The 12,447-nt window shown below is 62.8% G+C and carries 13 protein-coding genes and 2 riboswitches; of the genes, 11 read left to right on the top strand and 2 right to left on the bottom strand.

What is annotated here, in order from left to right:
* Positions 1-27: 27 nt before the first annotated feature.
* Positions 28-543: an N-acetyltransferase gene (locus BGP00_RS13190; protein WP_168605207.1), complete on the bottom strand. Its 516-nt coding sequence runs from the start codon at positions 541-543 to the stop codon at positions 28-30.
* Positions 544-639: 96 nt separating this feature from the next.
* Between BGP00_RS13190 and BGP00_RS13195 the strand changes: the two genes are divergently transcribed.
* The 3 genes from BGP00_RS13195 (at position 640) to folP (ending at position 3,734) form a co-directional block, all read left to right on the top strand.
* Entirely contained in the window at positions 640-1,218 is a 579-nt protein-coding gene (locus BGP00_RS13195) for a ribonuclease HII (protein WP_292689636.1), read from the top strand.
* Positions 1,219-1,435: 217 nt separating this feature from the next.
* Positions 1,436-2,629: a site-specific DNA-methyltransferase gene (locus BGP00_RS13200; protein WP_292689637.1), complete on the top strand. Its 1,194-nt coding sequence runs from the start codon at positions 1,436-1,438 to the stop codon at positions 2,627-2,629.
* A 19-nt stretch (positions 2,630-2,648) separates the two neighbouring features.
* Positions 2,649-3,734, top strand: a complete 1,086-nt coding sequence (gene folP / locus BGP00_RS13205) for a dihydropteroate synthase (RefSeq protein ID WP_292689638.1) — start codon at positions 2,649-2,651, stop codon at positions 3,732-3,734.
* Positions 3,735-3,955: 221 nt separating this feature from the next.
* Here folP and BGP00_RS13210 read toward each other — a convergent pair whose 3' ends face one another.
* Positions 3,956-5,380, bottom strand: a complete 1,425-nt coding sequence (locus tag BGP00_RS13210; protein WP_168605211.1) for a sigma-54 dependent transcriptional regulator — start codon at positions 5,378-5,380, stop codon at positions 3,956-3,958.
* 234 nt (positions 5,381-5,614) lie between these two features.
* Here BGP00_RS13210 and BGP00_RS13215 point away from each other — a divergent pair, with 234 nt between their 5' ends.
* The 8 genes from BGP00_RS13215 (at position 5,615) to gcvH (ending at position 12,445) form a co-directional block, all read left to right on the top strand.
* Positions 5,615-5,740: an aa3-type cytochrome c oxidase subunit IV gene (locus tag BGP00_RS13215; protein ID WP_168605212.1), complete on the top strand. Its 126-nt coding sequence runs from the start codon at positions 5,615-5,617 to the stop codon at positions 5,738-5,740.
* 10 nt (positions 5,741-5,750) lie between these two features.
* Entirely contained in the window at positions 5,751-6,881 is a 1,131-nt protein-coding gene (locus tag BGP00_RS13220; RefSeq protein WP_292689639.1) for an NAD(P) transhydrogenase subunit alpha, read from the top strand.
* A 12-nt stretch (positions 6,882-6,893) separates the two neighbouring features.
* Complete coding sequence (locus BGP00_RS13225) at positions 6,894-7,190, top strand: proton-translocating transhydrogenase family protein (protein ID WP_168605214.1); 297 nt, start codon at positions 6,894-6,896, stop codon at positions 7,188-7,190.
* A complete protein-coding gene (locus BGP00_RS13230) occupies positions 7,190-8,782 on the top strand; it encodes an NAD(P)(+) transhydrogenase (Re/Si-specific) subunit beta (protein WP_292689640.1) in 1,593 nt (530 codons plus the stop codon). Before BGP00_RS13225 ends, BGP00_RS13230 begins: the two co-directional genes overlap by 1 nt.
* Positions 8,783-8,795: 13 nt before the next feature.
* Positions 8,796-9,101 (top strand): hypothetical protein, encoded by a 306-nt coding sequence (locus BGP00_RS13235; RefSeq protein WP_292689641.1) that lies wholly within the window; start codon positions 8,796-8,798, stop codon positions 9,099-9,101.
* 273 nt (positions 9,102-9,374) lie between these two features.
* Positions 9,375-10,535, top strand: a complete 1,161-nt coding sequence (locus BGP00_RS13240; RefSeq protein ID WP_292689642.1) for a deoxyguanosinetriphosphate triphosphohydrolase — start codon at positions 9,375-9,377, stop codon at positions 10,533-10,535.
* 103 nt (positions 10,536-10,638) lie between these two features.
* A riboswitch (glycine riboswitch) is annotated at positions 10,639-10,739 on the top strand.
* Positions 10,740-10,856: riboswitch (glycine riboswitch) on the top strand. It begins immediately after the preceding riboswitch.
* Between the two features lie 33 nt (positions 10,857-10,889).
* Entirely contained in the window at positions 10,890-12,077 is a 1,188-nt protein-coding gene (gene gcvT / locus BGP00_RS13245; protein ID WP_292689643.1) for a glycine cleavage system aminomethyltransferase GcvT, read from the top strand.
* A complete protein-coding gene (gcvH, locus tag BGP00_RS13250) occupies positions 12,074-12,445 on the top strand; it encodes a glycine cleavage system protein GcvH (protein ID WP_168605219.1) in 372 nt (123 codons plus the stop codon). The genes gcvT and gcvH overlap by 4 nt, the downstream gene beginning before the upstream one ends.
* The last annotated feature ends 2 nt before the right edge of the window (positions 12,446-12,447 follow it).

Genomic DNA, 12,447 nt, shown 5'->3' on the forward strand with positions numbered 1-12,447 from the left:
CCAGTGCTTCGCCTGCCCTAATTCTGTTTAGCCCCAAGGGCCCAGCATGCCCTTTTGCGGCAGGATGGCGGTATTGTCGCAGCGCACCAGCAGGCGGCGCTGTTCAAACGGTCCGGGCAGATCCCATTCCCCCGTGGGCGCATTGGTAAAGCCCCAGAAGCGGCCGTAATATTCCGGATCGCCGATCATCACCATGGGCAAGGGCGCCTTGGGGTTCATCGCCGAAATGGCGGCCGTGACCAGCGCCTTGCCAAAGCCGCGCCCCTGCGCCTCGGGCAGGACGGCGACGGGGCCGACCATGACCATCGGATGGCGGCGGCCATCGGGATCGGTCAGCGCCACCGGCCAGCACTGGATCGAGCCGACCACATGCTGTTCCTCGTCCACTGCGGCAAAGGACAGAGCGGGCAGCCATTCGGCATCGCCGCGCACCTTATAGGCGGTGCGCCCGCGTCGTTCCGGCTCAAACGCGCGATCGAGCAATTCCTCGACCAGCGAGGGGTCAACATTGTCCAGCGGAATGAGCGAGGGTTCGATAGCCATAATGCCGCGCGCGTTAGGGCAGGGGGGCGCCAGATGCAAGCAAGCTATGCAAGGAAATGCTTGCGGGCGGGCTGCGGGGGCGGCAATCGGGGCGTCATGATCTTTGGCGTGGATGAAGCGGGGCGCGGCCCCTTGGCGGGGCCTGTGGTGGCGGGCGCGGTGTGGCTTTGCGACAGCGCGATCGAGGGGCTGGCCGACAGCAAGAAATTGTCGGCCAAGCGGCGTGCGGCGCTGGAGGCGCGGATCATGGCCGAGGCGCATTGGGCCATCGGCGTGGTCGAGGCCGACGAGATCGACCGCATCAACATCTTTGCCGCCACGATGCTGGCCATGACGCGGGCGGTCGGCGCGCTGGTGGCCAAGGTTGGTGAACCCGCGATGGTGCTGATCGACGGCAACAAGACGCCGCAGGGGCGCGTGGGCGACTGGTGCTGGGCCGCGCGGGCGATTGTGGGGGGCGATGCCACAGAGGCGGCGATCTCCGCTGCCAGCATCATCGCCAAGGAACACCGCGACCGGGTGATGCGCGAACTGGCGCTGGCGCACCCCCATTATGGGTGGGAGCGCAATGCCGGATATGGCACGGCGCAGCATCTGGCGGGTTTGCGCGAACATGGGCCTTGCGAGCATCATCGGCGGACTTTCGCGCCGGTCGCGCAATTGTCCTTTTTGTAAAAAATCGCCCCCTGAGTCCCGATTGCCACGCCACTAGATGTTGAGTCTGCCGAGTCGCGCCTGACTCTATCCCTTGTGTCAGACTCTTTCTGTTCTCCTGTCCTTGACTCGGTGTTACCATCGCGACTCGTGCTGACTCCACGAGTCGGGCCTTGACGTGAGTCTGCGAATGACTCATTGAGGGGGCCGTTCAACGCACTTATTCACAGGAATCCTCATGGGCACTGTCCTTCTCAAGGAGCGCACCCGCTCCACCCCGGCGCCGCGCAAACTGGCCAGCCGCATCAGGAAGGATCTTGTCCTCAAGCCGGTCGAAACGCCGCGCAGCGAACTGCCGCTGGGCCGCATTCTGGATGGCGACTGCATCGAGGCGATGCGCTCGATCCCGACCGCCAGCGTCGATATGGTGTTTGCCGATCCGCCGTATAACCTCCAGCTCGGCGGCGATCTGGCCCGCCCCGATGGCAGCCATGTCGATGCCGTCACCAATGATTGGGACAAGTTCGACAGCTTTGGCACCTATGACCGTTTCACCCGCGCCTGGCTGGCCGAAGCGCGCCGCGTTTTGAAGCCCAACGGCTCGCTCTGGGTGATCGGTTCGTATCACAACATCTTCCGCGTCGGCGCGATCCTTCAGGATATGGGGTTCTGGATCCTGAACGACATCGTGTGGCGCAAATCGAACCCGATGCCCAATTTCAAGGGCACGCGCTTTACCAATGCCCATGAGACGCTGATCTGGTGCAGCATGGGCGAGGAGGCGAAGTACACGTTCAACTATCGCGCGATGAAGACGCTCAATGACGAGCTTCAGATGCGCAGCGACTGGGTGCTGCCGATCTGCAATGGTTCGGAGCGTCTGAAGAAGGGCGGATCGAAGGTCCACCCGACGCAGAAGCCCGAAAGCCTGCTCTATCGCGTGATGCTGGCCACGACCAACAAGGGCGATGTGGTGCTCGATCCCTTCTTTGGCACCGGCACCACAGGGGCGGTGGCCAAGCGCCTTGGCCGCGAATGGATCGGTTGCGAGCGTGAGCAGAACTATCGCGATGCCGCCATGGAGCGTATCGAGATGGCGCTGCCGCTCGATGAATCCGCCATCGGCACGATGAAGAGCAAGCGCGCCGCGCCCAAGGTTCCTTTCGGCACGCTGATCGAAACCGGCTGGGTCAAGCCCGGCACCGTGCTGACCGGCAAGAAGGGGCGCAACCGCCCGGCTTTCACCGCAACCGTGCGCGCCGATGGCTCGCTGGTTTCGGGCAAGACCGAAGGGTCGATCCATTCCTGCGGTGCCCAATTGCAGGGTGCGCCCAGCTGCAACGGCTGGACCTTCTGGAACATCGAGCATGAGGGGCAGATGAAGCCGCTTGATGCCATCCGTCAGCTTTATCTGCTGGCAAACGAGGACTGATCGCGGCTAAACCGGGCGCATGACAGTCTATTTGCGCCCGATCGCCCTTGCCGACAGCCCTCAGTCCGAGGAAGGCGAAGCCCTTCGTCTGGCAGGCGGGTTGACCTATGCCAGCCGTTTCGCGCTGATCCGGCGCGAAGGCGGCAAGGTGGTCGAACGCACCCGCTTTGGCATGGCCGAGGCAGGCCGCGTCATCCAGGGCGAGGCCGAGGAACAATGGGAAGCGCTGCGTTCCCCCCGCGCGCCGTTGCAGATGGGCGCGCGGACGGTGCGGCTGGATCAGCCGCAGGTGATGGGCATCCTCAACGTGACGCCGGACAGTTTTTCCGACGGCGGCCGCAATATTTCCGGCCCCGATGTGCCCGTGGTCCATGCCAGCGCGATGCTGGAGGCGGGCGCGACGATGATCGACATTGGCGGCGAAAGTACACGCCCCGGAGCGCCCCCGGTGTGGGAGGGCGACGAGATCGAGCGCGTGGTGCCGGTGATCGAGAAACTGGCCCGGACGGGCGCGGCGATCAGCGTCGATACGCGCCGCGTGGGCGTGTTCGAGGCGGCGCTGGCGGCAGGCGCGCATCTGTGGAACGATGTCTCGGGCCTGCGTCATGATCCGCGCAGTCTTGAATTTGCCGCCCATTGCGGCGCGCCCGTCTGCATCATGCATGCGCCGGGCAAGGGCGAAGACCTCCACGAGGACGGCCATTACGGCGATGTCGTGCTGGACGTGTTCGACTGGCTGCGCGCGCGGCGCGATGCGGCCGAGGCGGCGGGTGTGGCCCGGAGCCGCATCCTGCTCGACCCCGGTATCGGCTTTGGCAAGACATTGCAGGAAAACCTCGCGCTGATGAACGCGCTGCCGCTGTTTCATGCGCTGGGCTGTGCCCTGTTGGTTGGGGCCAGCCGCAAACGGATGATCGGGGCTTTGTCCAATGAGGCTCCTGCCGACAAGCGTTTGGGCGGGTCGCTGATGCTGGCCGTACGGATGATGGATGCCGGGGCGCAGGTCATCCGCGTGCATGATGTGGCGCAGACGGTCCAGGCGCTGCATGTGTGGCGCGGTTTGCGCGATGCGGCTTTGACGGATTTTGGGCAGTTGGTGGATTGAGGGGGTAAGAAGGTTTGCCTCCGGCGGGCAAAGGGGCTCGTCCCTTTGCAATCCCATTATTTGGCGTTCGGTTTGCCAGCCTGCGCCGATCCGCGAAGCGGTTTTAAAGCCTGCGGCGCTGCAAGGTTGCGCGAGGCTGATCCCATAGCGCAACAAAGACAATATGGGGATTGCAAAGGGTCAAGACCCTTTGTCCGCCGGAGGCAAAAACCCGAAAGCCCTTACGCCGCGTCCCCAATCCCAAGCTCGCTCAACTTTCGATACAGTGTCGAACGCCCGATCCCCAGCCGCCGCGCCACTTCGGTCATGCGGCCCCGGTAATGCCCGATGGCCAGCCGGATCACGTCCGCCTCGATGTCCTCCAGGGGGCGCAGATTGCCATCGGCGGTAAACAGCATCACGCCCGCGCTTTCGTGGGCCACGCCATTGCTGGGGCTCATCGGCTCGGCGGAGATCATGCTGGAGAGTTGGGGGAAATCGTCGGCGGTCAGCGCGTCGCCATCGCAGAAGACGGCGGCGCGGAACAGGACAGCCTGAAGTTGGCGCACGTTGCCGGGCCAGTCATAGGCCGAGAGCAGCGACAGCGCGCCATCGGTGATGCCCAGTTCGCGCAGGCCCGGTTGCTCGCCGATGCGGGCGAGGAAATGCCGCGCCAGCGCCGGAATATCGCCCAGCCGCGCGCGCAGCGGCGGCAGCGACACCGTGGTCGCGCAGATCGCGGCGTGGAGTTCGGGCAGGAAATCGCCATGGACGATGAGATCCTTGAGCGGATAATTCGACGCCGCGATCAGCCGCACATCCACCCGGAAGGCATGGCGCGCGCCGATCGGGCGGCATGATCCTGTGGTCAGATATTCGGCCAGCCGCTCCTGAACGCCCATCGGCAGGCGGTCGATTTCGTCGATGACCAGCGTGGCGCCGTCGCAATATTGGATCGCGCCCATCTGGCGGTCGAAAGCGCCGGGAAAGGCGCCCTTTTCATGGCCGAACAGTGCGGATTCGATGGAATTGCCCGGCGTCGATCCCGCATTGACGATGCGCAGCGGCATTTTGGCGCGCTGCGATGCGGCGTGGATGGCGCGCACCAGCATTTCCTTGCCGGTGCCGCTCTCGCCCTCGATCAGCAGATGGCCCTGGCCGCGCGCGGATTTGGCGGCGATGGCAAGCGCCGTGCGGAAGGCCGGAGCTGCACCAATCATCGATTCAAAATCGGCCGGACCGTTCATCTTTTCGGTCAACGGCTGCAATTCATCGCGCGGCGTTTCGCGCGTGGTGGCGTTGCGCAGGGCGCTCATCAACCGGTCGGGCGCGATGGGCTTGATGAGGTAATCGGTTGCACCCGCGCGCATCGCTTCAACCGCCAGCAGCGGCGAGGCCGAGGTTGTCAGCATCAGGATCGGCAGGGCGGGGCGGCGGCTGCGCAGATCGGCGATCAGCGAGCAGGCTTCATCGCCCGGCACCCATTGGTCAAGGATCACCGCGCCCAATTGCATGCCCTGCCGCGTGCCCAGCATGGCCACGGCCGTTTCGGCATCGCCCACCACCAGCGTCCGCCAGCCCTCGCGCGCGGCCAGCGCGGTGATCAGGCGGCTCTGGGCCGGCTCATCGTCGATCAGCATCAGCAGGCGCTGTTCGGTCTCTGCCATATTTGCGCGGTCTGTCGTCATAACGGCTGGATTTAGCCAAATTGGGTAAAGACCTGCTTAAACCTGACCCGGCTGGCATCCGGATTTTTCGGGCCGCGCGTCAACCATGGTGGTGAAAATGAAATTTAACCCATGGTGCAATTTATGTTTTGCCGCGGATCATGTTTTATCTTGTGCTGACGCCTCAGGATGATAAGAATTGGCCAAGAATTTAATGGGACAGGGGAAAAATCAATGACTCACACTCAGGATATTACCGCCGCGCGGCAAACCTATGAGGGTTTCATTCGTCTGATCAAGGTCAGCACCCCGGTCATCGCCATCGTGGCCGCTTTCGTCGTCTATCTCATCTCCCGCTGAAAGGTCTGGAATGACGGATAAATTGCGCATCGCCGCTCTTAAGGAAAGAGCGGCGGGGGAAGCGCGCGTCTGCGTGACGCCGGAAACGGTGAAGAAATTCACAAACCTTGGTGCGATTGTGGCGGTGGAAAGCGGGGCGGGACATGCCGCCTCGATTGCCGATGCCGATTATGCCGCGGTGGGCGCAATCATGGGCGACGCGGCCTCGGTGGTGGCGGGTGCGGATATTGTGCTGGGGGTTCAGGGGCCTGATGTGGGCCTGCTCTCGGGCGCGAAGCCGGGCGTGTGGGTTGCGGCGGGGCTTGATCCTTTTGGTCAGCGCGGGCGGGTTGATGCCTACGCCGTCGCCGGGATTGAGGCGCTGGCGATGGAATTCATGCCGCGCATCACGCGTGCGCAGTCGATGGATATCCTTTCCTCGCAGAGCAATCTGGCGGGGTATAAGGCCGTGATTGATGCTGCGGGCGTTTATGGCCGAGCCTTTCCGATGATGATGACGGCGGCGGGCACGATCTCGGCGGCCAAGGCGTTCATCATGGGCGTGGGCGTGGCGGGGCTTCAGGCCATCGCTACCGCGCGGCGTCTGGGCGCCCAGGTTTCGGCCACAGACGTGCGCAGCGCGACCAAGGAGCAGATCCAATCACTGGGCGCCAAGCCGATCTTCGTGGAAAATGTCGCGGGCATCGAGGGCGAGGGCGCGGGCGGCTATGCCACCGAAATGAGCCCGGAATATCAGGCGGCGCAGGCCGAACTGGTTTCCAGCCATATCGCCAAGCAGGACATCGTCATCACCACGGCGCTGATCCCCGGACGGGCGGCGCCGCGCCTGATTTCCGATGCGCAGATCGCCACGATGAAGCCGGGCAGCGTCATTTTCGACCTTGCCGTGGCGCAGGGCGGCAATGTCGAAGGTTCGGTTCCCGATCAGATCGTGGAGCGGCACGGCGTCCGGATCATGGGCTATTCCAATACGCCCGCGCATCTGGCGGCAGATGCCTCGGCTCTGTTTGCGCGCAATCTCTACAACTTCCTCTCGGCCTTTTGGGACAAGGAGCAGGGCAAGCCTGTTCTGGACGAGGAAATCGGCAATGCGATCCGGCTGACGCAAGGCGGCCAGGTCGTCAATCCGCGACTGCTCTGAGGGGAGGGCGTAATGGACTTTATCTCGATCCTGTCGATCTTCGTGCTGGCATGTTTCGTCGGCTATTATGTGGTGTGGTCGGTCACGCCCGCGCTGCACACGCCCTTGATGGCGGTGACGAATGCGATCTCCTCGGTCATCGTTGTGGGCGCGTTGATCGCGGCGGCGGCCTCTGGGCTGGGCGCTGCGGGTGGCGTGTCGAAGTGGCTGGGGCTGGGCGCGGTGGTGCTGGCCTCGGTCAATATCTTTGGCGGCTTTGCGGTCACGGCGCGCATGTTGGCCATGTATAAGAAGAAGGAGAAGAAGTGATGGTTCTCCAGCTTCTTAGCGCGGGCGCGGCGGGCGCTGTCGAACATGCGGCAACGCCGTCATGGGCGATGTTTGCTTACCTCGTTTCGGGCGTGCTGTTCATTCTGGCGCTGCGCGGATTATCGAGTCCGGCGACCAGCCGTGCGGGTAATCGCTATGGCATGATCGGCATGCTGATTGCTGTGGCCACGACGCTGGTGACGCATTTCCCGGCCGTAGTTAATCCTGACGGGGAAACTCCTGCCGCGATTGAGCATGGGCTTCAAACTGTTCCTGACTTTGGTTCGTTTGGCATGATTTTCGCCGCGATCGCCATCGGCGGCGGCATCGGTTTTGTCATCGCGCGGCGCATCGCCATGACGGCGATGCCGCAATTGGTGGCGGCGTTTCACTCGCTGGTCGGTATGGCCGCCGTGCTAGTGGGCTGGGCTGCCTATCTCAATCCGCAGGCTTTCGGGATTGCGGAATTGACCGAAGTTGCTGGTAGCGAAGTAAGTGGTCTATCCGCAGACGGTGCCAGTGCCTTTGCGTCAGCGGCAGTCGTTCTGAAGATACACGCCCAATCCTGCATCGAAATGGGCCTTGGCATCGCCATCGGCGCCATCACGTTCAGCGGTTCGATCATCGCCTTCCTCAAACTGGCGGGCAAGATGTCGGGTTCGCCGATCATGCTGCCGGGGCGCCATGTCATCAACCTTGGCACGATCATCGCGATTCTTGGCCTTGTCGGCTATTTCACGATGGATCAGTCGCTCTGGGTGATCGGCCTGATTACGCTGCTGGCCTTCATCATCGGTTTCCTGCTGATCATTCCGATCGGGGGGGCGGATATGCCGGTGGTGGTCTCGATGCTCAACTCGTACTCGGGCTGGGCGGCGGCCGCGATGGGCTTCACTCTGCATAATAGCGCGATGATTATCACCGGCGCGCTGGTCGGCTCTTCGGGCGCGATCCTGTCCTATATCATGTGCAAGGCGATGAACCGCAGCTTCATCTCGGTGATTGCGGGTGGCTTTGGCGCCGCGCCTGAAGCATCCGGCGGAGCGCCCAAGGAACAGCGTCCGTGGAAGCGCGGCAGCGCCGAGGACGCGGCCTTCCTGATGAAGGAAGCCGAAAGCGTCATCATCATCCCCGGCTATGGCATGGCGGTTTCTCAGGCTCAGCACGCGCTGCGCGAAATGGCCGATGTGCTCAAGAAGGAAGGCGTCAGCGTCAAATATGCCATTCATCCTGTTGCCGGGCGAATGCCGGGCCATATGAATGTCTTGCTGGCCGAAGCCAATGTGCCTTATGATGAGGTATTCGAGCTGGAGGACATCAATTCCGAGTTCGGCCAGTGCGATGTCGCTTTCATCATCGGCGCCAATGACGTGGTCAACCCCGCCGCCAAGACCGACAAGTCCAGCCCGATTTACGGTATGCCCGTGTTCGACGTGGACAAGGCCAAGACCGTGATGTTCGTCAAACGGTCGATGGGCGGCGTGGGTTATTCAGGTGTTGATAATGATGTCTTCTACATGGACCAGACCATGATGCTGCTGGCCGACGCCAAAAAGATGGTGGAAGACATCGTCAAGGCGCTGGCCCATTGATAAAGGTTTGATAATGCGCCGTGTTCTGACAGTCCTTGCCCTTACCCTTGCCCTCTCGGGCTGTGTTCAGGGGATCGCCCGGGGCCGGGTGAAATCGGCCCTTGTGGGGGCGGGGCTGTCCGAACCGGTCTCGGCCTGCATGGCCGAACATATGGTGGACAAGCTGACCATCAGCCAATTACGCCAATTGGAGGCGTTGCAGGGGCCTAAGCGGTCGCTGTTCGATTATGTCATGGCGGTGCGCCGGATTCAGGACCCTGAAGTGATCCGCGTGACGGCGGCGGCGGCTGGGTTGTGCATGTCCGGGTGGGAAAGGTAAGATTTGAAGGGATGCCTCCGGCGGGCAAAGGGTCTCGACCCTTTGCAATCCCATGAATGGGGTGGGGGTTGATCCGTCCGCAGTTGATGATTTTTAAAGCTTGCGGCGCGGTGAGGTTATCCTATCCGCGCCGCAGGCTTTATCATTTCGCCATCGCGCCCAACACTTGGCGCTGAACCTCTGGCGCAACAAAGACAGTAACGGGAGCGCGAGGGACAAGTCCCTCGCATTTTCCCCTTTTTCTTCAAACAAAATCCGCCTACCCCAAAACCCATGCCCCTATCCCCCCTGGCCTGCGACCCATCGCAATCCCTTGGCCGTGAATTCGCGCTCGAAGGCTCGATCGCCCGCGGCCCGCGCAGCCCCTATCAGCGCGACCGCGACCGGATCATCCACTCGATTGCGTTCCGGCGTTTGCGGCATAAAACGCAGGTTTTCGTCGCCCCCGATGGTGATCACTACCGTGTCCGTCTGACGCATAGCCTCGAGGTGGCGCAGATCGGTCGCGTCATCGCCCGCGTGCTGGGGCTGGACGAGGATCTGACCGAGGCGCTTTGCCTTGCCCATGACATCGGTCATCCGCCCTTTGGCCACAGCGGCGAGGACGCACTGGACGAGGCGCTGAAGGAGCAAGGCGGCTGGGATCACAATGCCAACACTTTGCGCACGCTCATGCGTCTGGAAAGCCCCTATTGCGAGCATGAAGGGCTGAACCTGACATGGGAGACGCTGGAGGGGCTGGCCAAGCATAATGGACCGGTCCGCAACCCTAACTGGGCGTTGGCCGAACTGGACGCGGCCTATCCGCTGCATCTGGGTGAATGGTCCTGCCTTGAGGCGCAGGTGGCCGCGATTGCTGACGACATTGCCTATGACAATCACGATATTGACGATGGGTTGCGCGCCGGTTTCCTCCATCTCGACGATCTGCTGACCCAGCCCTTTGTGGCCGAGCAATGGCGCGCGGTTGAGGCCAAGCACCCCCATGCCCCCCATGATCGCAAGTTGCGCGAGCTGGTGCGCAGCCAGATCGGCATAATGGTCAATGATGTGATCGCCGAAACGCAGGGCCGCACGCAGGGGATGGCTGGCATTGCCGACATCCGCGCCGCCACCCGCGCCAGCGCTGCCTTTTCGCCCGCGATGGCTGAGGCCGAGCGGACCTTGAAGCGCTTCATGTATGACCGGCTCTATTACCACCCCGATCAACTGGCCACGGCGGAAAAGGCGCATCAGGTCGTTTCGGGCCTGTTTGCCGCCTATAGCGAGGACCCCTTGCGCATGGGCGAGGCATGGGCCGCCCGCCTGCCGCAGGCCGAGCCCCAGCGCAGCCGCCATATCGCCGACTATATCGCAGGCATGACCGACCGTTTCGCCATCGCGCAATATCGCCAGATCCACGGCACCGCCCCCGAAGGATTGAGCAACGTCTGACCGTGATTACGCCGGATTTATGGAGCGGATTACGTATTGGGGTAGAATTTCTGACAGGCTGTTTGACTTTTGCGCCGCAAAAAGAGATGGCGAACATCAGTCGCTGAACGATGCGGGAGAGTTCGGGTGATTCGCAAGAATTGCCCGGCGCCGAAGGAGCAACCGCCCCGGAATCTCTCAGGCAATAAGGACCGTGTCGGTCAATAGCGACGCTCTGGAAAGTGCAATCGGACCAATGGGTTCGGGGGCCGCCGAAGGGGTAAATCTGCGCATTCCCATGCGCGGGCTAAGCTCTCAGGTTTCCGTGACAGAGGGGGCACCGGAATGGTGCAACGCTGTGCGGAAGGCTGATTTGTGAGCGACACATACAATTTTGACTCGGGCGAAGAAGCCGAGATCCCCGAAACCCTCACCCTTCCTCTCGATGCCTGGCACCGCGCGCGCGGCGGCCGCATGGTCGAATTCGCCGGTTATTGGATGCCGGTGCAATACGAAGGCATCATGGGCGAACACCTGTGGACCCGCGAAAACGCCGGTCTTTTCGATGTCAGCCACATGGGCCAGCTGGTCGTGTCGAGCGAGGACGAGGATCAGCAGGACGCCGTCACCGCTCTGGAAGCGCTGATGCCCGCCGATCTTTCGATACTCAAGGTTGGCCGCCAGCGCTATTCGCTGCTGCTGAATGAAACGGGCGGGATCATCGACGATCTGATGATTACGCGCTGGCCCGGCGGCTTTTTCCTGATCGTTAATGGCGCGACCAAGTGGGATGATATTGGCCATCTGCGCGAATTCCTGCCTGATGACATCACGCTGACTCACCGCGACGATTTCGCGCTGCTGGCGCTGCAAGGCCCCCGCGCCGCCGATGCGCTGGCCTCTTTCGGCATCGCGCCCGCCCAGCCGCAGATCGTGCCCGTGGATCAACTCTCCTTCATGCAGGCCGGTCCCTATGTTTGGAACGGGGTTGAACTGCACATCAGCCGCAGCGGTTATACCGGCGAGGATGGCTATGAAATCGCCGTGCCCGCAGAAAGCGCCGAGGCGCTGGCCGAGATGCTCTGCACCCACGAAGCGGTCAAGCCAATCGGCCTTGGCGCGCGCGACAGCTTGCGCATGGAGGCGGGCCTGCCGCTCTATGGTCATGATCTGAATGAGGACATCGACCCCATCAGCGCTGGCCTTTCCTTCGCCATTTCCAAGCGCCGCCGCGCCGAAGGCGGCTTCCCCGGCGCCGACCGCATCCTGACCGGCCTGTCGCAGGGCACCGAAACGGTGCGCGTGGGCCTGAAACTCTCGGGCCGTCAGGCCGCGCGCGAAGGCGCCGAGGTGTACAGCGGCGAGGATAAGGTCGGCGTGCTGACCTCGGGCGGTTTTGCGCCCAGCCTGGGCTGCCCCATCGCCATGGCCGATGTGCCCGCCGCTCTGGGCGCGCCCGGCACTGAACTTTTCATCGACGTGCGCGGCAAGAAGCTGCCCGCCACGGTCGCTGCCATGCCTTTTGTTCCCCATCGCTATTTCCGCAAAGGAGCCGCAAAATGACCCGCTATTTCACCAAGGACCACGAGTGGATCTCCGTTGACGGCGATGTGGCGACCGTCGGCATCACCGATTTCGCGCAGAACGCGCTGGGCGACATCACCTTTGTCGAAGTCCCCGAAGCGGGCAAGGCGCTGGGCAAGGGCGACACGGCCAGCGTGGTGGACAGCGTGAAGGCCGCCAGCGACGTTTACGCCCCGGTTTCGGGCGAAGTGACCGAAGGCAATGCGGCGCTCGAAGAAGCCCCCGAGCTGGTCAACACCTCGCCCGAGAGCGAAGGCTGGCTGTGGCGCATGAGCGTTTCGGACGCTGGCGAGCTGGCCGATCTGATGGATGAGGCCGCTTACGCCGCCTATATTGCGGAGCTTTAATC

This window comes from Novosphingobium sp. 63-713, assembly GCF_001898925.1.
GTDB lineage: Bacteria > Pseudomonadota > Alphaproteobacteria > Sphingomonadales > Sphingomonadaceae > Novosphingobium.

Coding starts and splice junctions, on each gene's coding strand:
- BGP00_RS13210 (WP_168605211.1), bottom strand. CDS start 5,380: ATGGCAGAGACCGAACAGCGCCTGCTGATGCTGATCGACGATGAGCCG.
- BGP00_RS13190 (WP_168605207.1), bottom strand. CDS start 543: ATGGCTATCGAACCCTCGCTCATTCCGCTGGACAATGTTGACCCCTCG.
- BGP00_RS13240 (WP_292689642.1), top strand. CDS start 9,375: ATGCCCCTATCCCCCCTGGCCTGCGACCCATCGCAATCCCTTGGCCGT.
- BGP00_RS13215 (WP_168605212.1), top strand. CDS start 5,615: ATGACTCACACTCAGGATATTACCGCCGCGCGGCAAACCTATGAGGGT.
- BGP00_RS13225 (WP_168605214.1), top strand. CDS start 6,894: ATGGACTTTATCTCGATCCTGTCGATCTTCGTGCTGGCATGTTTCGTC.
- gcvH (WP_168605219.1), top strand. CDS start 12,074: ATGACCCGCTATTTCACCAAGGACCACGAGTGGATCTCCGTTGACGGC.
- BGP00_RS13220 (WP_292689639.1), top strand. CDS start 5,751: ATGACGGATAAATTGCGCATCGCCGCTCTTAAGGAAAGAGCGGCGGGG.
- BGP00_RS13200 (WP_292689637.1), top strand. CDS start 1,436: ATGGGCACTGTCCTTCTCAAGGAGCGCACCCGCTCCACCCCGGCGCCG.
- folP (WP_292689638.1), top strand. CDS start 2,649: ATGACAGTCTATTTGCGCCCGATCGCCCTTGCCGACAGCCCTCAGTCC.
- BGP00_RS13195 (WP_292689636.1), top strand. CDS start 640: ATGATCTTTGGCGTGGATGAAGCGGGGCGCGGCCCCTTGGCGGGGCCT.
- BGP00_RS13230 (WP_292689640.1), top strand. CDS start 7,190: ATGGTTCTCCAGCTTCTTAGCGCGGGCGCGGCGGGCGCTGTCGAACAT.
- BGP00_RS13235 (WP_292689641.1), top strand. CDS start 8,796: ATGCGCCGTGTTCTGACAGTCCTTGCCCTTACCCTTGCCCTCTCGGGC.